Annotated in this window: 15 protein-coding genes and 1 pseudogene; 6 read left to right on the top strand and 10 right to left on the bottom strand. The window is 59.1% G+C overall.

Going from position 1 to position 22,809, the window contains the following annotated elements:
- Positions 1–283 precede the first annotated feature (283 nt).
- Positions 284–4,888: a hypothetical protein gene (locus ACP7CJ_RS05290; RefSeq protein WP_426099764.1), complete on the top strand. Its 4,605-nt coding sequence runs from the start codon at positions 284–286 to the stop codon at positions 4,886–4,888.
- Positions 4,889–4,952: 64 nt separating this feature from the next.
- Here ACP7CJ_RS05290 and ACP7CJ_RS05285 read toward each other — a convergent pair whose 3' ends face one another.
- From ACP7CJ_RS05285 to ACP7CJ_RS05265, 5 genes are all read right to left on the bottom strand, one after another.
- Positions 4,953–5,330, bottom strand: a complete 378-nt coding sequence (locus tag ACP7CJ_RS05285; protein ID WP_247398395.1) for a response regulator — start codon at positions 5,328–5,330, stop codon at positions 4,953–4,955.
- 78 nt (positions 5,331–5,408) lie between these two features.
- A complete protein-coding gene (locus tag ACP7CJ_RS05280) occupies positions 5,409–6,602 on the bottom strand; it encodes a hybrid sensor histidine kinase/response regulator (protein WP_276192933.1) in 1,194 nt (397 codons plus the stop codon).
- Positions 6,596–7,195 (bottom strand): chemotaxis protein CheB, encoded by a 600-nt coding sequence (locus tag ACP7CJ_RS05275; protein ID WP_247398400.1) that lies wholly within the window; start codon positions 7,193–7,195, stop codon positions 6,596–6,598. The genes ACP7CJ_RS05280 and ACP7CJ_RS05275 overlap by 7 nt, the downstream gene beginning before the upstream one ends.
- The gene (locus ACP7CJ_RS05270) at positions 7,192–8,022 is read right to left on the bottom strand and encodes a CheR family methyltransferase (RefSeq protein ID WP_426099763.1); all 831 of its coding nucleotides are present in this window, start codon (positions 8,020–8,022) and stop codon (positions 7,192–7,194) included. The genes ACP7CJ_RS05275 and ACP7CJ_RS05270 overlap by 4 nt, the downstream gene beginning before the upstream one ends.
- The gene (locus ACP7CJ_RS05265) at positions 8,023–11,520 is read right to left on the bottom strand and encodes a response regulator (RefSeq protein ID WP_276192932.1); all 3,498 of its coding nucleotides are present in this window, start codon (positions 11,518–11,520) and stop codon (positions 8,023–8,025) included.
- Between the two features lie 274 nt (positions 11,521–11,794).
- On the opposite strand from ACP7CJ_RS05265, the gene ACP7CJ_RS05260 reads away from it, so the two are divergent.
- From ACP7CJ_RS05260 to ACP7CJ_RS05250, 3 genes are all read left to right on the top strand, one after another.
- The gene (locus tag ACP7CJ_RS05260) at positions 11,795–15,418 is read left to right on the top strand and encodes a hypothetical protein (RefSeq protein WP_426099762.1); all 3,624 of its coding nucleotides are present in this window, start codon (positions 11,795–11,797) and stop codon (positions 15,416–15,418) included.
- A 150-nt stretch (positions 15,419–15,568) separates the two neighbouring features.
- Positions 15,569–15,934 (top strand): response regulator, encoded by a 366-nt coding sequence (locus ACP7CJ_RS05255; RefSeq protein ID WP_426099761.1) that lies wholly within the window; start codon positions 15,569–15,571, stop codon positions 15,932–15,934.
- A gap of 165 nt (positions 15,935–16,099) precedes the next feature.
- Positions 16,100–17,500 (top strand): DUF1254 domain-containing protein, encoded by a 1,401-nt coding sequence (locus ACP7CJ_RS05250; protein WP_426099760.1) that lies wholly within the window; start codon positions 16,100–16,102, stop codon positions 17,498–17,500.
- An 18-nt stretch (positions 17,501–17,518) separates the two neighbouring features.
- Here the strand turns inward: ACP7CJ_RS05250 and ACP7CJ_RS05245 are convergent, their stop codons facing one another.
- The 4 genes from ACP7CJ_RS05245 to ACP7CJ_RS05230 form a co-directional block, all read right to left on the bottom strand.
- Complete coding sequence (locus tag ACP7CJ_RS05245; RefSeq protein ID WP_426099759.1) at positions 17,519–18,190, bottom strand: DUF3313 domain-containing protein; 672 nt, start codon at positions 18,188–18,190, stop codon at positions 17,519–17,521.
- A gap of 79 nt (positions 18,191–18,269) precedes the next feature.
- Positions 18,270–18,764: a hypothetical protein gene (locus ACP7CJ_RS05240; RefSeq protein WP_276192927.1), complete on the bottom strand. Its 495-nt coding sequence runs from the start codon at positions 18,762–18,764 to the stop codon at positions 18,270–18,272.
- A 68-nt stretch (positions 18,765–18,832) separates the two neighbouring features.
- A complete protein-coding gene (locus tag ACP7CJ_RS05235; protein WP_276192926.1) occupies positions 18,833–19,297 on the bottom strand; it encodes a DUF934 domain-containing protein in 465 nt (154 codons plus the stop codon).
- Positions 19,294–20,958: a nitrite/sulfite reductase gene (locus tag ACP7CJ_RS05230; RefSeq protein WP_426099758.1), complete on the bottom strand. Its 1,665-nt coding sequence runs from the start codon at positions 20,956–20,958 to the stop codon at positions 19,294–19,296. Before ACP7CJ_RS05230 ends, ACP7CJ_RS05235 begins: the two co-directional genes overlap by 4 nt.
- Before the next feature lie 201 nt (positions 20,959–21,159).
- Between ACP7CJ_RS05230 and ACP7CJ_RS05225 the strand changes: the two are divergent.
- Positions 21,160–21,402, top strand: a pseudogene (locus ACP7CJ_RS05225) (cbb3-type cytochrome c oxidase subunit I); the annotation flags it as partial.
- Positions 21,403–21,536: 134 nt separating this feature from the next.
- Positions 21,537–22,229 carry an aspartate/glutamate racemase family protein gene (locus ACP7CJ_RS05220; RefSeq protein WP_426099757.1) on the top strand — a complete coding sequence of 231 codons (693 nt, stop codon included), beginning with the start codon at positions 21,537–21,539 and terminating at the stop codon, positions 22,227–22,229.
- Here the strand turns inward: ACP7CJ_RS05220 and ACP7CJ_RS05215 are convergent.
- Positions 22,226–22,738 (bottom strand): GNAT family N-acetyltransferase, encoded by a 513-nt coding sequence (locus tag ACP7CJ_RS05215; RefSeq protein ID WP_426099756.1) that lies wholly within the window; start codon positions 22,736–22,738, stop codon positions 22,226–22,228. The two genes, ACP7CJ_RS05220 and ACP7CJ_RS05215, sit on opposite strands and share 4 nt — an antisense overlap.
- Between the last annotated feature and the right edge of the window lie 71 nt (positions 22,739–22,809).

The raw sequence follows: 22,809 nt of genomic DNA, 5'->3' as shown, positions 1-22,809 counted from the left end.
TAACAACAGGCAATAAAGCCACGGCGCGAAAATGGAATCAGTCGAGGGGCTTCGGTACGAAGGATTATCACTGGGACTCGGAATTTGCACCCAGTGGACTTCAATCCTGATGATAGAGCCGTAGCCTATGACGATTTCCAGCAGCCTCCTGCACACCCCCCCGCCGCCTCACGTTGCCGCCGACGCGCTCCAACCCGCTGCGCGGGGGCATGTGGAGTCCGGTCACGAAAGCGCCCCCCTCATTGCCTCTGGCGATTCCCCGAGGGCCAGCGGCGACAGCGCGTTGGCGCAAAACTATGGCAAGGCCTTGCTGGGCTTCACCGGTGTTCCCACCAACGACAACGCCATCTTGGTGGATATTCCACCAGACTCAACATTTGGCCAGTGGTGGAAGCTGTTGGGCGAGGCCACTCAGTCCCCCGAGTTCCTTGACTGGCGGCGCCACGCCAGAGCCCTGCCTGGGTCGATCAAAATCCTGCCGCAAAGCGGTCAAGTCACCTACCGCGTGACCCCGGATGTTTCGCTCGATACGCCATTACAGATGCGTGCAAGCGAGGACAAGCACTGGTCGGCGGTGCGAGGGCCGTTAATGGATGCCGGACGGGTCATATCCGGCAGGAATAGGCCGTTCCCGCTCCCTTCGCCCGAGAGCGCCAACCGCGCGCCGGCCTGGCTGGTTGGGCAGTTCTACCAAGAGCCGACGCGAATTTCCCCTTCTGAATTCCAGCAACGCGCCACCGAACTAGAGCGCGATAAAACCTTTGCACAGCTTGATACGGCGGTGTTCCCTGGCCTCTATGACGAGCGCAGCGAGCACGCACTCGACACTCAGAAGGCGCTGCTGGGGAATATCAATAACCGACATCAAGCCGCTGTGCTGTTAAAGCATCTGGGGACAGCGCTTGCCTCAGGCACCCTTGCGTCGTCGCAGATCCCCGAGTATCTGCGGGAAAACACCTTCGAGCTGAACCCCCATTCCTCATACCAACAGGACCAAGGCTTGCAGGAAGGAGGCGTCGTCAGCCTGGCTGACTTTTTTGAACACCACGGCTTTGATAAACCCGGCGCTGCGCGAGAAGTGGAGAACCTCAGGCTATCTCTCCTCACTCCCACATCGCGAAGTCCCGCCAATGGCAACTATGGTGGCGCGCTGTCCTGGCCGCAGCCGATTGACACGGACACCCAGCGCCAACTATTGGCATTCTTGCAGCACGGCAATGTTGGCGATCTGAACCTGGGATCCAACCGCAATGTGCTGGAAGCATTGATGCAAGGTGTGGTGATCGAAGCCAACGAGTTTCGCAATCCGCGGGAACTGCTCGATCGACTCATCCAATGGCCCAAGGGCCAGGCGCTGGGGGCGGCCATCCAGGCCAAGTTCAACACACTGTCAGTCAAAGGCAGTGTCAATGACTGGTTAATGGCTGCCTTGAACCTGAATTACACCGATGCATTTACCCGGGCGACCTTGCCCCAGAAGCATATTTCAGGCTTTGACCTGGCCGGCCAGCAGCTTAAAGGCAAGCCTTTGTCAGAGACGGACCAGCGCGTGGCCAACCATTTGTACTTCATCACAAAAGAGGCTTCGTCACCGGAAAAAGCCAGTATCCAGGCCTACCTGAAACTGGCATCCAAGGCGCCGGAATTGCTGGTAAAGGATATCCCAGCCGTGGTCACTCATGGCTCCCCTGCCCACGTCAGCTTCAGTACGGCGGTGGCCCGCATTGAGGCAGAGACCCCGGGCCGGGCATCAACGATGACTTACGGGGAAGTCATGGTGTACGCCGATATCGCCCCGGTTTCCCATGCTCAGCGTCAGATCGAATATGTCGCTCAGCATGACGCCCTGAAGGAATGGGGCCTGACCAACAGTATCGTCGCGCGTGTGATGTCGCCTGCGGATATGCAAACCATCACCGATGCCTTTAACCAACAGGTCGGCGAACTGAGAGCCGCTTCCGAAGCACAGCGCACGCCTGCGCCTGCGTCTCGCAAAGAGATGGCCCTGGCCGAATTGCGCAAGACGTTGGGCAATGACGCACGCCTGGAACTGAAGTGCATCGTACTGAGCACCTACGACAAAGATCGACCAGGGCCTTACTCGATATTGGACTTATACATGGAGAACATGCTGCACAACCCGCCCAAGGTGCCCTACCACCCCGCCAGGCGCAACGGCGCCTCACAACCCCCCAACCAGTGGGTGATTGAGCCCTACACAGCACCACGCAGAGGCCCTGGACGCTCTGCCGCCAACACGCCCAATTTCACCCTCGAAGAAGTCTTGAGCAAGACCCAGTCGCTGAAGAACATCAGCAGGGAATTCGTGAGTGAGTTCAAACAGTTTGGCCGCGCTCTGGACAGCAGCGTCGCCACGCAAGTCAAGCACTTGATCGCCCAGTTGCCGCTGGAAGACCGCCAGAATATCGAATACGGGAGCCTCTCGATCTTCACGGAGTTCAAGGGCGAATATCAGGCCAGCGGTATCGTCCGGGTACCGGCTGCCGAGGGTAACCCTGTGCTATTGAAAGTGATGCGCGACGGGATTGCCCACACCTATGAACTGAATGTCCAAAAGAACACGCTCACCAAACGCCGGGATCTCGGCGATTTCCAGCCCGGTTATCAGCCTGGGTTTCATATAGAAGACGGAAAACCGCGTGATAACAGGACGCCTTACACGGACATGGTCCCCGTCACACTGTCCATCCCCGATGAAGGTAGCCCGCTTGTACGGCAACAGCTCGTACAAGAAAAAACCGACACCGGGGCGCCGTTGAATAGTTTCTCCAGCGCCAGAAGCGTGGCCATCGGTGCCACGGTGGCCACGGTCAGCAGTGTATGGGGAGCGCTGGAAGCCAAGGCCCAAGGGGTCACGACGGTTGAGTCCGAGGTTCCGTTCTACAGGAAGTTGAACACGTTTCTGCTTAACTTGATCCCACTGCGCTCGGCGATCAAAAACTTCACAGATGGCAATATCGGCGACGGCATCGTTGACCTGTCACTCGACGTATTTGGCGTCATGACGGCCGGGGCGGCGACCGTGGGCAAAGCAGCGAAAGTGGTAACCAGCACTCTCTCTGCGGGTAGCAAGGCCTTGCGCATAGGAAAAACCCTGGGGCTTGGGGCGATCAGCCTGGTCAACCCGCTGGACGGTGCGGCGGATTTGCTGCGCGCTACAGGTCGCGGCGTGGCAAGTGCAGGCAAACGCGTCATCAGCGACGCGATTCAAGACATCCGGCAACTGCGAGGCACGCACACTGGCTACGACTTGGTCGCCGCAAGCAAACAGTACGACGCCGCCGCGATGGGCACCTTCAAGACTTCCGGCGAGACGCAGCAAGGTGCCGCTGTGCTCCAGGAAGGTAAATGGTATGCCTTTGATACTGCGACCCAGCGCCCGTTCGGCAAGGCACTGGACGATTTCCAAGCGTCCATTCGAGGCGGCACTCCGGCGCTTCGTGCGTGGCAAAACGTCCTGACGCCTCCCTCACCGGCGTCGATTCAAATCCGCAAAGACTGGGGAAAGTTACTTGATCGTCACCAAGGAGATGGGATGCCCAGCGCAGCCTTTAAGAATGGCTATGAAGAGGGCGCGCCGGAACGGATCAAGGGTTATGTCAAGGGCATGAAATCAGAAGACGTGATGAAGCTGGCACTGCGTCCGGACCGAACCGCAAGAGAGGTGGGCACATTAGTCCGGCAGCAGGAAAGGCTGGCTGTGCAGCACGGGCTCAACGGCACACAGCATTTCAACGCCCACGTAAATACTGTCGGAGGAACGTTCACCCCCGTACCTCAGGCCTTCTACCTTAGCCAGGTCAACCGTCTTTCCGAGGGCCAGTGCGCCGCCCTTGCTCGTACCTTCGCGTCAGCCAAGGCTCAAGGAAAAGAGCGGGTGTTCATCGACAACCTGTACATCGCCGCCGCTAATCCACGGAGCGAGGCGGCGCGAGTATTTACTCGCACATTAGGTGAGGTGCAAAAAAGCATCAGCACACCGACGATGTTTCACGCCGGTAATCCGCAGCGCCAGGTAACGTACCAGGACATGATTACGGAACTGGCCAACGCACCGGGCGGCAAGACAGTGATGATCGACTCCCCTGGCCATGCAATGCTGGCAGGGTCCGTGCCGGATGGCGACGCTAAGAAGTTCTTTTTTTACGACCCAAATTTTGGAGTGGCCGAGTTCTCAAGCGAGGCCATGATGAAGCGTGGCCTCGAAAAAATATTCAATGATAAGAAGCTGCCGGTCCAATACAAAACTTATAGCAATGCCCCCAAAAAACTTGAATTCAAGATCAGTGACCATAACGAGTCGTGGATAGGCACCGCGAGTCTTCATGACAGACCTATCAAACGGCTTTATGAAGACCCTATCCCGACGACTACCACTAACGTGAAGCCCCCCGCTCAGACCCACTACGTCCATATGTCGGAGTATACGGACGTCACCGTCACTGACCCGACGTCAATCATCAGCACCCGAGGTATTGGTGACTGTTCGACACTGGCAGTGCTTACCGACTTGAACGACGGTGTCTACCGGAAACGAACATTGATGCACTTCCCTGGCGGCACGCCGACGACTGAACAACATAGGGTGCTTAAACAACTGGAGGGGAAATTGGATCAGGGAAGCAAAGTGATTTATGTGGGCGGCGATAATGTCCGGAGCATCCCGGGATTAGGCATCGCACTGAAGCAAAGTCACGCCAGTGAACAAGTGGTGTTCAATATCGCAAACAAATACCCGGCCTCCACTACGATCGCAACGGCCAACCGCATTGACATAAAACCCGATGGATCATTTGAGCTCTTCGAGGGGAATAACCCAGCTCGGGTACTTGATCCGCAAGCAAAGGCCGAGGTGCTTGCCTGGTAACCCTGACTTCTCGCCGGTCAGGAGCGTCAGAGCCTATTCGAGGGTTGACTGACACACGGACGTGTCACACCAACAAGCGCTGGATATGCTCTTGCAGCGTATCCAGGTCAAACGGCTTGGCCAGGATCGGCGCCTTGCGGGTGATCGGGCTGTTGCAGTCGAGGATTTCCTGAGGATATCCGCTGATAAAAATCACTTTCAGTTCCGGGCGCAACTTGATCGCCGGCTCGGCGATCTGCACACCTGTGACGCCGCCAGGCAGGCGATAGTCAGTCACCATCAGGTCCAGGTGCGGTTTACTGGCGAGGATTTCAAACGCCTCCTCCCCATTGATCGCCTTCAATACCCGATAGCCCAGGCCTTTGAGGTATTCGTCCAGCACAAACATAATGGATTCGTCGTCCTCGACGATCAGAACAACGTCTTGTGCATCTTCACTCATGGGAAGCCTTTGTCCGGTCAATTGCTGCAATTACGACCATGCAGTCATGTAGAGGTTGCGTCGAAGTGACGATTGTTTTCACAGCGACGCTTCCAGAGGCAGGCACACCCGGAACAACGCGCCCTCGCCTATCTGGCTCTCCACCTCGATGGTGCCGCTATGGGCCGCGACGATCTGCTCGGAAATAAACAGCCCCAGGCCCAGGCCTGCGGCAACATGGCTGGCGGACACCCGCTCGAACTGCTGGAAAATCCGCTTCTGGTTGTCTGCGCTGATGCCGATGCCGTGGTCTCGAACCTCGATCCGTGCCATGCCCTGTTCACTATACACCCGCACTTCCACCGGGCTCTTGGCGCCATAGCGCAAGGCGTTGGTCAGCAGGTTGGACACGACCTGCTCGATGCGAAACTCATCCCAGCTACCTTCCACCGGGCCTTGGGCCTCCAACTGTATGGACGACTCGGCGGCGGCCACTTGCGGCGCGAAGTTTTCCAGCAGGTTGCGCACCAATTGCGTGAGGTCAAAGCGTGCCGGACGAATCGACAGTTTGCCGGTGCGGATGCGCGAGACGTCGAGCATGTCTTCGATCAGGCGGATAAGGCTATGGATCTGCCGCTCATCACGGTCGACCATGGCGTGCATCTTGTCCAGGGTAAACGCTGCGGCGTTGTCCCGGGCCAGGTGCATTTTGCGCAACTGGGTTTCGAGGATCAGCCCATTGAGCGGCGTGCGCACTTCGTGGGCGACGATCGACATGAAGTCATCGCGCATGCGTACCGCCTGCTCCAGCTCAGCCTGAGTGGCCTGCAGGCGTGCCAGCAGCAGCTCCTGTTCGCGACGGCTGTGCTCCAGCGCTTCCACCTGCAGCTTCATCGCCTTGCTTTGGCGGTACAGGTCGACGAACACATTGACCTTGCTCTTCACCGCATGGATATCCAGCGGCTTGTGCAGGAAGTCCACGGCGCCGCTTTCGTAGCCCTTGAAGGCATAGTTGAGTTCGCGGCCGGCGGCGCTGACGAACACAATCGGAATGTTCTTGGTTTTTTCGGTGCCGCGCATCAACTCGGCCAGCTCGAAACCGTTCATGCCGGGCATCTGCACATCGAGAATCGCCATGGCGAACTCGTGCTCCAGCAACAGGGACAAGGCCTCGTCGGCGCTCAATGCCTTGAAGACTTGACGGTCCTCGCGCTTGATCAGCGCTTCGAGGGCCAGCAGGTTTTCCGGCAGATCATCGACGATCAGCAGTTTGGCCTGGACAGTACTTAACATGGGGAAGATTCCAGGGAAGCCAGCAATGAGCCAATCCGGCTCAAGCTCAGAATATGATCAGGAGAGTGTAAGGCCAGGGCCGCCAGGGGCATCACGGCAATCCGGGCGTCCTTGGGGTCCTGGACCACGGTGGTGGCGCCGGATTGCTTGGCGTGGGCCAGCCCTTGGGCGCCATCCTGGTTGGCGCCGGTCAGCAAAATCGCCAGCAAGCCCTGGCCATAGGCATCTGCGGCCGAAGCGAACAGGTAATCGATGGCGGGCCGGGAGTGGTGTACCCGGTCTTCCTGGCTCAAAGACAGGCTGCGGTCATGCTCCACCGACAGGTGATAACCGGGGCTGGCGAAGTACAAGGTGCCCGGTTGGATCACTTCCTTGTCCTGCCCTTCGCGTACCGGAATCCGCAAACGCCGCGCAAACACTTCTGCCAACTGGCTACGGCGCTGGTCCGGCAGGTGCAGCACGGCAATGATCGGTAGGCTGAAGGTCTCCGGCAGATCGCCAAAAATACTCAGCAACGCCTCAACGCCGCCGGCGGACGCGCCGACGACGATGGCTTCAATCCCACAAATCGGGTTGGCGGCAGCGTCGTTCATGATTTTCGGTAGATCCGTTCCTGTTTGACCAAGGGCTCGAATTGCGTGCTGTAGGCGGAAAAATCCACGGTTTCCTTGCTGCCAAGCACAAGAAAACCACGATGACACAACGACTCATGAAACAATCCAAAGGCCCTATCTTGCAACTTTTTATTGAAGTAAATCAGTACATTGCGACACGAAATTAATTGAGTTTCTGAGAATACACTGTCAGTTGCCAGGCTGTGGTCGGCGAACGTGACATTTTCGCGCAACGTCTTGTCGAAGATCGCGTAATCGTAAGCTGCCGTGTAGTAGTCGGCAAATGAACGCTGCCCGCCGGCTTGCTGGTAGTTGGCGGTATAGGCTCGCACATTCTCCAGGGAGAAGATCCCCTGCTTGGCTTTATCCAGCGACGCAGGATTGATGTCCGTGGCGTAGATGATGGTGCGTTCCAGTAGCCCTTCTTCGCGCAGCAGAATCGCCATGGAGTACACCTCCTCCCCCGTGCTGCAACCAGCGATCCAGATCTTGATCGACGGGTAAGTCTTGAGCAGCGGCACCACTTCCTGGCGGATCGCGAGGAAGTGCGACGGGTCGCGAAACATCTCGCTGACCGGGATCGTCAAAAACTGCAGCAACTGCATGAACGCCGCCGGGTCGTGCAGCACGCGCTCCTGCAGCGCCGAAATCGTCGCGCAGTCAAACTGGCGCAGGGCATGGGCCACACGGCGTTTGACCGACGCCCCGGAGTAGTCGCGAAAGTCATAGCTGTACTTGAGGTAGATCGCCTCAATCAGCAAGCGCAGTTCAATATCACTGCTTTTTTCCAAAAAACTGCGCTCCACTTAAATACGTTCCATCTTCGGTAGCCATACGCGAATCAGCGAGAACAGGCGATCCAGATCAATTGGCTTGGCCAGGTAATCGTTGGAGCCGGCCGCGAGGCAACGCTCCTGATCGTCCTTCATCGCCTTGGCCGTCACTGCGATGATCGGCAGCTTCTTCCAGCGTGGGTCCTGGCGGATCAAGGCGGTGGCCTCGTAACCGTCCATTTCCGGCATCATCACGTCCATCAGCACCAGGTCGATATCGTCGATTTCATTGAGTCTGGCGATGGCTTCATGGCCGTTACGCCCGATCACCACCACGGCGCCTTTGTGCTCCAGGGCGCTGGTCAGGGCGAAGATGTTGCGCACATCGTCGTCCACCAACAGGATCTTGCGCCCTTCGAAGACCTTGTCGCGGCTACGCGCGGTCTTGAGCATCTTCTGGCGCTCATGGGACAACTGCGATTCGACTTTGTGCAAAAAGAGTGTGACTTCGTCGAGCAGGCGCTCCGGCGAACGGGCGCCCTTGATGATGATCGAGCGCGAATACTTGCGCAGCTCGGCCTCTTCGTCGCGGGTCAGGTTGCGCCCGGTGTAGACGATCACCGGCGGGAACGAGCAGATATCCTCGGTGGCCATGCGTTTGAGCAGCTCGTTGCCGAGCATGTCCGGTAACTTGAGGTCGATGATCATGCAGTCGTAGATGTTGGTGCGCAGCAGATCGAGGGCTTCCTGGGCAAAGCCGACGGCGGTGATCTCGATGTCATCGTCGCCGATCAGGCGGGCAATGCTCTCACGCTGCAGGTCGTCGTCTTCTACCAGCAGGATGCGCTTGACCTTCTGGGTCAGCTTGGCTTCCAGGCGCCCAAACACGTCCTTGAGCTCTTCGCGGGTGGTGGGTTTCACCGCGTAACCGATGGCGCCCATGTGCATGGCAGCTTCGACGCGGTCTTCCACAGAAATCACATGCACGGGGATGTGGCGGGTATTGGCGTGTTCCTTGAGGCGTTGCAGCACCGTCAGCCCGGAATGATCCGGCAAACGCATGTCGAGCAAAATGGCGTCGGGGATGTATTCCTCGGCCAGGCTGTAACCCTCATCCGCGCCATGGGCCACCAGGCAGTGGTAGCCCAGCTCATGGGCGAGGTCGAACAGGATGCGCGCAAAATTCGGTTCGTCTTCCACCACCAGGATGCAACGCGTGGTGAACGGCGCTTTTTCGCGGTCGTCGGCAAACTGCGGGATCTGTGTGGCATCGGCCACCGGCAGCGGCGAGACAGCGATGGGCTTAGGCGCCGGGGCGGCAACGACCTGGCGCGGTTGTTCGGCCGGCGCAGCGTCTTCATCGCGTTCGACGTACTGCTCCGGGACGACCAGGGTGAAAATGCTGCCCTGGCCGGGTTCGCTGGTGACGCTGATATAGCCGCCGAGCAACGCGGCCAGGTCACGGGAGATCGACAACCCAAGGCCGGTGCCGCCGTAACGGCGATTGGTGGTGCCGTCGGCCTGGCGGAAGGCTTCGAAGATGCTTTCCTGCTGATCCGGGGCGATACCTATCCCGGAATCGCGCACGGTAAAGGCAATGCCCTCACCCGGTGCGCGGGACACCGACAGGCTGACCTGGCCCTGCTCAGTGAACTTGACCGCGTTGGACAGCAGGTTCTTGAGAATCTGCTCCAGGCGCTGGCGGTCGGTAAAGAGCAGGGTCGGCGTACCTTCCTGCACCTCCACCTGGAACCCCAGCTTGCGGTCGGCCGCCAGCGGCTCGAACATCCCGCGCAGGCCGTCGACCAGGCGCGCCACGCTGGAGTTTTCCGGGCGCATTTCCAGCTTGCCGGCTTCGACCTTGGAAATATCCAGGATGTCGTTGATCAGGTTGAGCAGGTCATTGCCGGCGGAATAGATCGATTCGGCAAACTTGACTTGCTCGGCGCTGAGGTTTTCCTGGGGGTTCTCCGCCAGCAACTTGGCCAGGATCAGCGAACTGTTCAGCGGCGTGCGCAGTTCGTGGGACATGTTGGCGAGGAATTCGGATTTGTACTTGCTGGAGCGCTGCAACTCTTCGGCGCGGTCTTCCAGTTCGAGCTGAGCCTGGTTGAGCTCGACGTTCTTGCGGTCCATGGCATCGCGCTGCTCGACCAGGGTCTGGGCCTGCTCGGCCAATTGCTCGTTCGTCTGCTCGAGTTCCGCCTGTTGCGTTTCCAAGTGGGTCTGGGACTCCTTGAGGATGCGCGATTGCTCTTCCAGTTCTTCGTTGGCGGTTTTGAGTTCTTCCTGCTGCACTTGCAGCTCTTCATTGAGCTGTTGGGTCTCGGCCAGAACTTCCTGCAGGCGCTGGCGATAGCGGGCGGCCTCGATGGAGGTACCGATATTGCCGGCGATGAGTTCCAGCAACTCGACATCACGGTCTTCCAACGGGCGCAGGAAGCCCAGTTCGACCACGCCGTTGACCCGGTCGTCATCACTGGTGGGCATCACCAGTACGCTTCGCGTCGGCCCCTCACCCAGGCCGGAACTGACCTTGAAGTAGTCGACAGGCACATCGTCCAGGCGAATCAGGCGATCGAGCTGGGCGGCCTGCCCAACGATGCCTTCGTCGCTATAGATCGCCTGCTCCTGCTGCTCCTGTTCGCGGGAGAAACCATAGGTGGCAACGCGTTTGAGGCCGCCGTGTTCTTCACGCACATACAGCGCCGCGACCGCCGAGCCCATGTACTGGGCAAAGAACTGCAGGATATTGCGCCCCAACAGGTTCAGGGTCAGTTGACCGAGCACCTGCTCGGCCAATTCAGTCTGGCCATTGCGCAGCCAGGCTTGCTGTTCCAAGCGTCGCGCAATCTTCTCTTGTGACGCGAGGTTTTCACTATAACTATTTGATAGAGAAAGTAAATTTTTACGGCCAATGTAGGCCAGGAAGCCACTCAACCCCAGCACGAACACCAAGTACAGGGTGACGCTGATGACGGTAGTACGAGTGACTTCTGCGTTGCGCGCGATCCGGAACTGTTGCTCCATCGCCACCGCTTCGTCGTATTCGTTACGAATCTCATCCGTCAGGCGTTTGCCCCGGCCAGCCTTCACCGCGCTGCGGTAATCACCGCTCTCGCGCTGCATATCAATCATCGACTGGGCGTATTTGTTCCACTCGATTTGCAGGGCTTCCAGGCGCTTGAGGCGGTCCACCTGCTGGGGGTTGTCCGCTACCAGCTCCTGCAAATTGCGCAAATCGGCAATGATCCGCGGCTTGGCCACTTCATATGGGTCGAGAAAATGCTCGTCGCCCGTGATCAGGAAGCCGCGCATGCCGGTTTCCAGATCAACCGTCAGCTTGGACGTTTCATTGAGGTTATTGATGACCCGGTCGGTGTGCTCTACCCATTGGATCACCGACAACAAATAAGTGATCAGGCACACGAAAAACACCGCGCTGAGAACGCCCACACCGAGGGGCAGTGCCACGTTGCGGCTCAACAGTGCACGAAAACTCTTTTCATCGACGGACGACGAGGGGGTCATGGGCATACCTTGGCCAAATACGGAAAAACCCGGAGTTTGCCCCAAAGTTGCCGTTGAACGCTATTTTTCTGCCATGAACGGGTGCAATCCGAAAAAAAATGCAGCAAAAGTGCCCTGAGCACCGTGCAACTTCCGTCGTCGTTTCAGTTGCTCACACTCTGCGCGCCCTGATCCGGAACCTGGGTGGTCAGGTTTCACACAGAAGAAAGCGTCTTGGGAAAAGGGAAGCTCCGCGAAAAAGACGTTCACCTTCTTTTCAAAAAACGGTGCTCGCATGACTATTTCTTCTTTGCAAACCCGACCCAGCGCTTCATTGACATCCCTTTTCGCGCAAACGCCAGAACCTCTCGATACCCGGCCTGCCATGACGCTCACATCCGGCCACGACTCACCGGTGCCAACACTGCCGCCCGCCAGCGTCACCGTCGAGCAAAGCTCCAGCCTCAAGGCGAAGCTGGGGCATCATCACAACTTCAAAACACTCGGAGACAAACTTAACGAAATCGCCCGGCGGCTAGGGCCTGATGCCTCCCCTTCGGCGGTGCTGGCGGCCCTCAAGACAACACCTATGGACGTTCACCCCGACTCGGTTTATTACGCCGAAGTCGGCAGCAGCACCACATTGGAGACCTTCATCAATCGTCAGGGGGGATTGCTTTTACCCTATAGCCATTTATCCCTGACCGGTCTCTCGGACGCCGTGACCCACCAATCCCTGGCACACCCCTTGGGTAACCTGGGCGGCGCCCTCAGTTGGCAGGTCCCCCCGAGCGCCGACGTGCAACAACGCTTGCGCGCCAGCACCCAGAATTACACTGACCCCCTTGGGCAAAAACAACCGCTCAAGCAAACCACAGGCGGGATATTGGAGTTCTTGCGGCATCAAACCCCTCTCCCGCCAGAAGCGCTGACGACCCCAGTCGCTACGTTGAACGCCCTCATCGGTTCGCCAGAGGCACAATCGTTGGGCAGCGCGCTTCAGGAACAGATGCAGGGTATTGCTACCGATAGCAGCACGCTCGACTACCTCCTCGCTGCCGTGATACTGCAACTGGACCCTGAGTCCATCGCCGCCCCCCAACGCAACAGCGTTGCCGGTTTTGACCTGGCCGACGAAAAACTCAAGGGCAAGTCGGCCGCCGAGATAGTCGCTGCGCTGCGTCAACACTTGGTGGCAGACGGTAAAACCAGTCCTGAACTGGCAGGCGCAGCCGCCCACCTGCTACTGGCGGGTCGTGCGCCAGTACTCCTGATCAAGGACATTCCAAGCAGCGTGACCTATGGCAGTCCGGCCTGGGTCAATCTCGCGGTGGCCGCGACGACAATCGACACCAGCACACCTGGCCGGGTCGCCAATATGACCTTCGCCGAGGTCATGCTGGAGGCCGAACACGCAAGCGGCGCAGACGAGAACGTGACGGACGCCGCGCAGCGTAACGCCTTGACCGACTGGGGCGTGACCAATGGCATGCTGGAAAAAAAAGCCGACCGCCTATACACCTCCGACGACTTGAACGACCTGGTGACCCGTTTCAATGAGCGCCGATCGTTGATGTCGTCAGCGTCAGAGGCATTCGACAAAGACATCCCGTCGCGCAAAGAGTTGGCATTGGCCGAGTTGCGAAAGCGCTTTCCCGATCAGGAAGCGCTGTTTGAAGAAAAACTGATTCATGTGAGCCGCGTCCCCGGTGGCGATATCCGCCGCAGCAACCTGATAGTGGGCCCCCATTCGCTATTGGATATCGCCATGATGGACGTGGGACCCGACGCGGTTTACAGCACTCGCGACAGCCGCGTGCCTCTGGCGGCATTGAACGCCAAACCCAGCTTTGGTGTGGCGGAGGCGTTCGAGTCGCAATTCAACAGCGTCATTGAGGAAAAAAAGAGCGCGATCAACACCTATGTAAAGCACTTGATCGGCCAATTACCTGCCGACGACCGAAAGAACTTTGAAGAGGGCAAGGTTAGTTTTTTTCAAAAACATTCCCATAAACTGGGATTGGGCTTTTTCAACGACAAAACGGAGCTACCAAAAGGCGAACAATTGTTGGTAAGGATTGAGCGCGACGGGGTGACCCGCGCGTATGAGATCAACTTCAACGCCGGCGCTATCCGCAGTATTCCGCAGTGGCAAGCAACGCCTGACTCTTCAAGGACTGCGAATATCGTCTACGAAACAAAAGAGTTCTCGCCCAGCGCTGGTCAATCCCTGCTCAGCACTGAACAGGCCGCGTCTGGTCGATCACCCACTGATACCTTTGCCTCGCCGCGTGTTCACCTGATCGCCGACGCCTTTGTTGAGCACCTCAATCTCGATGATCCCGCTATCAAGCAACAGGCGCGCGGCCTCACCACGGACGACAAAAACCGGGACAGGGCCGAGACGGTTGAGAACTTCCTGTTAAACCTGATCCCTTTGCGCTCGGCTATCAGCCATTTCCGCAACGGCCATGTTGTTGACGGCTTGATCGATCTCAGCCTGGACGCATTCGGTTTTGTGACCGCAGGTGCAGGTGCGGCTGGAAAGGTGGTCAAGATTGCGGGCACCGCCGCTTCGACGGCAACCAGGGTGGCACGGTCGGCAAAAGTCATCGGCATGGCCACTGTCAGCGCGCTCAACCCGCTGGGCGGCGCGGGCGACTTGGCGGTTGGCGGGGCCCGCCTGGCCGGTGGCGGGCTCAAGTTCCTCGGCGCCAAAGGCCTCCAGAGCGTGAATGCCTTGCGCGGCGCTTCGGGCAGCTATGACCTGTTAAAAGCCGCCAGCAAAGACAATGTGGTCGCCGCAACGGGCACCTTGAAAATCGGCGAGCACAGTATCGACGGGGCCGCCGTCCTGAAAAATGGCCAATGGCACGCCTTCGACACCGAAAAAATGCGCGCATACGGTGGGCCGCTCCAGGGTTTCACACCCGCCACCGTGTCGGCGAAGGGTCAGCTCAACCAGAGTTTTACCGACTGGCTCTACAAGAAACTGGTGGGCGATGCATTACCGCTGCAGGCCCCGCCGAGTGTACTCGGTCAATATGTGCCCAAGGCGTTTGAAGATGCGTTGAGACGCGCCCAACGTCCCGAAAATATTTTCGACTTCAACGTAGGCTATACGAACGGGGACCCGCACAAGGTGCCTGGTTATTCATCCGATTTGAATGTCATTGAGCTACAGGCCATGGTCTCCCATGGGTGGATGAGCGCCAGCGACGTTGGCACCCTGAGCAGGCAGATTGAGCGCAAGAAAGTAAAGCTTATCCAGGAAGGCTTTATGCTGTTCCAGCGGGACATCCACGCCGCTGGCGGCTCCTTGACCCCAATGCCCCAGGAGTTTTACCTCAGCCAGGTCGACCTTGCGTCGCCAGGCGAGTGTGCGGGTATGGCCAATACCCTGGCGCTGGCAATGCACTCCGGCGAAGAAACCACCTACATGGGAAACATGTTCAAAGCCGCCGCCAATTCACAAGCCCCCTCGGCTGCACAGTTCATCCACAACCTCAAGGCTTTTCATGACCAGGTCAAACACCACGACACCTTCCATATGGGCAAGCAGCCCAGGCAAATTCCCTATCAGCAAATCACTAAAGAACTGACACATGCGGCGCCGCCAAGGAGCCTCAGGATTGCCACGACGGATCACGCGTTGCTTGCCGGCGTCACCGTCAGGAACGACAAGCCTGTCTGGTTTTACTTCGATCCGAATTTCGGGCTGGCCAAGTTTGACTCGGCCGAGGCGATGAAAAATGGCCTGGAGCGGACCTTGAACCGAGGCACCAGCCCGTTTCGGCACAGGGCGTTTGGCGCCAATCCGGGCTCACCTGAGTATCAGGTGAGCTATTTTGATGTCGGTGATATGGCCGCTTACCGCGATTCCGCACAGGTCAGCCGTATGGCAACTGCACCGTTGTGAGTATTCGCAAAAACCTGACGGGACATTCTGCTTCGCCAAGGTCACAATGCCAGCAGCTTTTCGGAACTTGCTGGTATTGCCGCCACTCACTACTGGGTTGCGTTTAAACCTGTCACGCCCAGCACCTTCACTTTTTCAGGAATGTTCACTATGTCGTCCCTCACCTCAACCATTCTCGTAGTCGAAGACGACACGATTGTGCGCATGCTGATCGTCGACGTACTCCAAGAGCTGGGGTTTCGTGTACTTGAAGCTAAAGACGCCCAATCGGCGCTCAAATTCGTAAAAGAGACGGACAATGTCATTGACCTGATGATGACTGATGTCGGCCTGCCGGACATGAATGGTCGGGACTTGGCCCTCCTGGTGCGCGAACGGCGCCCGCAACTGCCGGTCCTGTTTGCCAGTGGTTATGCCGAGAGCATCGAGGCTGTGCCCGGCATGCAATCGATCGCCAAGCCGTTCTCCATCGATCAACTGCGCGATAAGGTCAAAGCCATGCTTGGCGCCGCCTGACATTGGTGCTCCTCTCCAATGCCGCCCAGTTGGGCGGCATTTTTGCGTCAAGCAGAGCGTCATGCCGGGATTAACGTGACCTTCGACCAATAAAGTTGGAAACTCGACGCTTTGCCACGCCACTCAATAGCACTCCTCACAAGACCTCTGGAAGGACGCAACAACATGATTGGAAAACCGACGCGCCTGCTGTTGGCGAGCCTCTCGATACTCATGAGCACTGGTGCCTGGGCCGACTTTACGGCCACCCCCTCTGAGGCTCGGGCGATTGCCAAGGAAGCCTATTTGTATGGCTACCCGGTCGTGGAAATGTACAAGACGCTCTACACCCAGGCGGTCGACAAGGGCGGCGTCAACTTCAAGGCACCGTTTAACCATATCGGCAATACCGCCCAGGTCTTCACACCCAAGGACACCGCGCTCGCCACGCCGAACCCCGACACGCCCTACTCCTTCGTCTGGATGGACCTGCGCAGCGAGCCACTGGTGCTGACGTTGCCCAAGATTGAAGACAACCGCTATTACTCGGTACAACTGATCGACCTCTATACGCAGAACTTCGCGTACCTCGGCACGCGCAGCACCGGCAACAATGGCGGCCACTACATGATCGCCGGGCCCGACTGGAAAGGTCAGCAGCCGGTCGATGTGGATCGCGTGGTGTACAGCGAAAGCAATATTGCCTACGCCCTGTACCGCACGCAGTTGTTTGATGAAAAGGACCTGAACAAGGTCAAGCAGATCCAGAATGGCTACAAAGTGCAGTCGCTCAGCAGCTACGTGAAACAGGCCGCCCCGGCCAAGGCGCCGAAGATCGATTGGCCCAAGCCGCTGGCCGGCATGAGCGAAGGCCCGCAACTGTTTCGCTACTTGAACTTCATGCTCGCCTTCGCTGCGCCCCAGGACAGCGAGAAAGACCTGCTCGCACGCTTTGCCACCATCGGCATCGCACCGGGCGCGCCGTTCAAGGTCAACCAGTTGAGCGCCGAACAGCGTAAAGCGCTGGAAGACGGGATCGCCGACGCCAAGGCCGAGTTTGCAGCGTTCAAAAAAGACAAACTCGACACCCAGCAGGTTGCCATAGGCGACTTGTTCGGCAACCGCGATCACCTGAACAACAACTACTTGTACCGCTATGCCGGTGCCGACGTGGGGCTTTTCGGCAACTCCGCCGATGAAGCCACCTACTTCAATTACGTTGTCGACAGTGAAGGCAAGCCCGCCAACGGCGCTCGCCACAGCTACACCGTGCACTTCGCCAAGGACCAACTGCCGCCGGCCGATGCGTTCTGGTCACTGACCCTGTACGACACCAAGACCAAGTTGCTGGTGCCCAACCACAAGAAACGCTACGTGATCAACTCGCGGATGCTGCCCCACCTCAAGCTGGACGCCGATGGCGGCCTGACCCTGGCGCTGCAGCACCACGAACCGCCAAAAGCCGAGCAGAGCAACTGGTTGCCGGCACCGCCCGGCCCGTTCTACGCCGTGTTGCGGATGTACCTGCCAAAGCCCGAGGCGAATAACGGTCAGTGGAAACTGCCGCCGCTGACTCCACTGAAATAGTCCCAGGCACTGCGCGATTTACTGCTTTTTCAGTTTCACATAGGACTGGTGCAAGTCCGACGCCCAACCGTCGACCACGCTTTTTACGTCATTGGGCGTCATCACCTGCGAGTCGTTTTCCAGCGGCTTGCCGGTGCCCTTGCGTACCACCTCAGCGATCACCTTGCCGTTGGCGCCGTCGAGAAACTGCGCCTCGGTGCCCAGCACAGTGTCCTGGTCGCGGATGCCGGTGCCGGCACTCATCGCCGCAGCCACCAAGGCGACCGGCACGAACTCATAAGGTTTCAGGCCCTGGGTTTTACTGCTGACCGCCGTGATCGCTGCACGCACCACTAACACTCCGCTACCTGGCCCTTGTGCAAGGGGCAATGACTTGCCGATTTCGCGCTTGAGGGCCTCGTTGAAGTAGTCGTTGATGCCGCGCAACGTGCTCTCAGGAATTTTCGCAGTGGCTTGGGGCCTGGGGTAAAACTGGGTCGGTTCGATATACACCGCGTTGTAGCGGCCCAGATCCAGTGTCGGGGCGACCCAGCGCATCACCTTGACGCCCGAAGGCGACGTGGCCGGCTTGAGACGGCTGTAATCGGAGAGGAATCCTGAATACTCATCCGGTTGCGTGACTTGGCTGGCACAGCCCACCATCCCGATCGTGGCGATGCAGAGCGTGCTGATCATTAGCCTTAGTTTCATCCTCGAACTCCTTGGCAGTCATCATCAGAACGTTGAGCTGTAGGTATAGCCAATCCTGTAAAAAACAGCGTTGAAAAACTCAGCCGCGCTCGCGAGGGATCAGGCTCTGCAACTGCGCGGCGAGGAAATTGGCGTTGAAGGCGAAGGTGTCCGGGTCTTTCAGGCCGTTGGTTTTTTTCCACAACCAGTCGTTTTTATCCGCCGGCAGCACCAGCGAGACGCTGCCGTGCCGGGCTGCGGTCAGGCCCATGACCGCCACCGAAATCAAGCCGGCGACGCCCATCACGTCCGGCACGAACTCGACGTTTTTGCCGGTGATCAGCACGGTGAGCTTTTCGCTCTTGAAGGGCGACGTCTCCACCGGAATGCTCGGGCCGCTGGCGACATACGCTTCGCGGTGGACTTCAAGCAAGCCAGCGGTATTGACCGGCTCCAGCCATTGTTCGATCTGCTGGAACAACTCGCCAAGCTTTAGCGCCCAGCGCGCCGATTGCAGCTCGAACTGCTGTTTTTTATGGGCTTCGCTGTCGGCGTAATGACGAAGCATCTCGCCCAGTTGCTGTACATCATCCATTGCGGTTTTCCTTGGGTGAGCCGTAGTGCGAACCACGATCATGGCAGATGCGGCGACTCACCGTGTGATTAACGCCGACGGAACAGCGGGCGTGGCTCGATCGCGCTGCGCCCATATTGCACGCTCATCCCCGCCAGCCCCTTCAGGGCGTCTTCAGCCGATTTGTCCGCGCGCACCGCAAATGCATCGAACCCGCACTGGCGCATGTGACTGAGCTGATCGCGCAGCACATCACCGATCGCCCGCAACTCGCCTCGCCAGCCCATACGCATACGCAACAGATAGGCCTGGCTGTAGGCGCGCCCGTCGCGAAAGCTGGGGAAATCCAGGGCAATCAGCGGCAGCGTGGCGAGCCAGGGCAGCACCTGTTCGACCTCATCATCCGGGCCCAACCACACGCCATGCCCCGGCGCATAGGACGCCAGCGGCAGGATCAGCGCACCGCCCGCCGGCACGTCATCACGCACCAATACCCACGGATCATCCGCAACCAGACGCGCTTCACCCTGCTCAAGTCTCAACAGATTGTTCATGCCGGCTGCTCCGCGTATACCCGCTCTTTGAACGGCTCCAGGCCAATGCGCTGCACGGTATCGACAAAGCGCTCTTCACTTTCGCGGTAGCGCACAAACGTGCTGATCACGCGCTCGATCACATCCGGAATCTCAGCGGCGCTGAACGAGGGGCCGATCACTTTGCCCAGTGAACTGTGTTTTCCCTGGGCCCCGCCGAGGGTGATCTGATACCACTCACTGCCATTCTTATCGACGCCCAGGATGCCGATATTGCCAATGTGGTGATGGCCGCAGGCATTGATGCAGCCGGAAATATTCAGGCTGATATCACCCAGGTCGTGCAGGTAGTCGAGGTTATCGAAGCGCTGTTGGATCGCCTGGGCGATGGGGATCGACTTGGCATTGGCCAGGGCGCAGAAGTCGCCGCCGGGGCAGGCAATGATGTCAGTCAGCAGGCCGATATTCGCCGCGCCCAAGCCGTGTTCACAGGCCAGGCGCCACAAGGCATGCAACTGATCCTTGGGCACATCCGGCAACACGATGTTCTGTTCATGGGCGATGCGTATTTCACCAAAGCCAAACCGCTCCGCCCACTGGGCCACGGCCTCCATTTGCTGGGCGGTAACGTCGCCGGGCGGCGCGCTGATGCCAGGTTTGGTGGACAGCACCACGCTGGTGTAGCCCGCGACTTTATGCGGCATGACGTTGCGGCTGACCCAGCGCGCAAAGCCCGGATTGTCGGCCAGCTCGGTGCCGTAGGCCAGGCTGGTATCGCTGAGCGAGGCGTAAGCCGGCGGCACGAAGGCCGATGCCACGCGGTCGTACTCGGCATCGGTCAACTGCGCCGGGCCATCGCGCAGGTACTGCCATTCTTCCTCAACTTCCCGGGAAAACGCCTCGATCCCCAGCGCTTTGACCAGGATCTTGATGCGCGCCTTGTACTTGTTGTCCCGCCGGCCATGCCGGTTGTACACGCGCAACACCGCCTCGACGTAGGACAGCAGGTGCCGCCACGGCAAGCCCTCGCGGATCTGCAAGCCTAGGATCGGTGTGCGTCCCAGGCCACCGCCCACCATCACGCGCAACAGCATGTCGCCGTGGTCGTCGCGGTAAAGGTACAGGCCGATGTCGTGCATCATGATCGCCGCGCGGTCTTCGCGGGCCGAGCAGATGGCGATCTTGAACTTGCGCGGCAGGAACAGGAATTCCGGGTTGATGGTCGACCACTGGCGCAGGATCTCCGCCAAGGGGCGCGGGTCCAGCAGCTCATCGGCGGCCACCCCGGCAAAGGCTTCGGTGGTGATATTGCGCACGCAGTTGCCGGAGGTCTGGATCGCATGCATATCCACCTGGGCCAGGCGTTCAAGGATGTCGGGCACCTGGTGCAGCTCGATCCAGTTGAACTGCAGGTTCTGGCGGGTGGTGAAGTGGCCGTAGCCACGGTCGTAGTCGCGGGCGATGCTGGCCAGGGTGCGCATCTGTTCGGCGCTCAAAGTGCCATAGGGAATCGCCACCCGCAGCATGTAGGCATGCTTTTGCAGGTACAGGCCGTTCTGCAGGCGCAAGGGCAGAAACTCGTCTTCGCTCAAGTCACCGGCGATAAACCGCTCGACCTGATCACGAAATTGCGCCACGCGCTCGAACACCAGCGCCCGATCGTATGCGTCGTACTGGTACATATCACCGCCTCATCAGGGTTGGCCGCGTCCCAGGGCGCGACTTCTAGGGGGGCGACTGTGCACCTTCGGCGCAGGTCATTAAAGATTCAGGTGCCGGCATAAAAAGCAGATCAGATGGACTGCAAGTCTTGCTTTTAAGCCGAATAAATTGATCCGTAGTAACGAGCTTTTTCTGAGTCTGTTTTGTTTTACCCACACTTCAAGACCGTCAATGCCCTCTCCCACTCCACCGATTGGACCATCGGCCACGTCCATGCCGGCGCGTTGGGCTGGGTGGCGATGATCACCTTCGGCTCGCTGTACCACATGATCCCCGAGGTATTCGGCCGCGAACAGATGCACAGCGTGACGCTGATCAACCTGCACTTCTGGCAGGCGACCATCGGCACCGTGCTGTACATCGCCTCGATGTGGGTCAACGGCATTACCCAGGGCCTGAGGTGGCACCGGAGCAAGCCAGGCCGGGCTGGGTCATTCGGGATATGTGAAACTGCTCCGGTGATTTGGCGCGCAACTGCGTATGACTAATCGGTGGCCGATGGGTAAGGTGATGCGATATTTCTTGTCAGGAGCATCGCATGCGCACTATCGGCCTGATCGGCGGCATGAGCTGGGAGTCCAGCGCCGAGTACTACCGCATCATCAACCAGCGCGTGCGCGACCAACTCGGCCCGCTGCGTTCGGCGCAATTGCTGATGTACAGCGTGGACTTCGGTCCGGTGGAGCAGGCCCAGCATGCCGGACGCTGGGACGACGCCGCGCTGATCCTGGAAGATGCCGCACGCCGCCTGCAAGCCGGGGGTGCCGAGTGTGTGGTGTTGTGTACCAACACCATGCATTTGGTGGCGCCGCGGATCGAAGCGGCCGTGTCGATTCCCTTTCTGCATATTGCCGATGCCGCAGGTTCGGCGGCCGTAGCCGCCGGCACGCTGACCGTCGGTTTACTCGGTACGGCGTTCACCATGGAACAGGACTTCCTCACGTCACGCCTCGCCGCCCAGGGCCTGAACGTGCTGGTGCCGAACGCGGAGGAGCGTCAGGCCGTGCACCGGATCATCTATGAGGAATTGTGCGTCGGCGTGATCAGCGAGGCGTCACGCCAGGTCTATCAGCGCGTGATTGCGTCCCTGGCCGCACGCGGCGCCCAGGCAGTCATCCTGGGCTGCACCGAAATCGGCCTGCTGATCAAACCCGAGCACAGCGACCTGCCGCTGCTGGACACCACCGCGCTGCATGCGCAGGCTGCGGTGGCGTTCGCACTACAGGACTAAGCCGAGCGGCGCAGGCGCGCCATGCTCAGGGTGTCGACGAAGACACCGTCGCGCAGGGCGTAGTCGCGCAGCCGCCCCTCCACTTCGAAGCCGAATTTGCGGTACAGGTTGTGGGCCGCTTCGTTGTCGGCATACACCGTGAGTTCCACGCGGTGCAGATTCATCCAGTTGTCGGCCACGTCCAGCGCGGCCGCCAACAGACGAGAGCCCACACCTTTGCCTTGCCAGGCTGGCGTCACGCCCATGCCGAACGAACCGACGTGGCTCTGGCGCACGCGCAGGTACTGTTCCAGGCCGAGCTGGCCGATCACCTCCCCACCATGCAGCGCCACCAGTTGCAGGCGCCGCTCATTATCTGTCACCAGCTTGTTGCGCCACGCCTCGACGGACTGGAAAGGCATCTGTAGCACCTGACGGCACACGGCCGGCTCGTTGTAGAGCGCAGCGACGCCTTCAAGATGGGCCTCGGTAAAGCGCTGGATCACGATATGGGGTTCAGGTGCGTGCATTGTGTTTCATCCTTTGAAAGACACGTGGCAGGCCAGTGTAGGCGGCACGGTCGGGACATGGCTACGGCGCG

Source organism: Pseudomonas sp. PSPC3-2, from assembly GCF_049897085.1.
Lineage (GTDB): Bacteria > Pseudomonadota > Gammaproteobacteria > Pseudomonadales > Pseudomonadaceae > Aquipseudomonas > Aquipseudomonas paraveronii.
The sequence above is the reverse complement of the archived record's forward strand: the minus strand, read 5'-3'. Positions and strand labels throughout refer to the sequence as shown.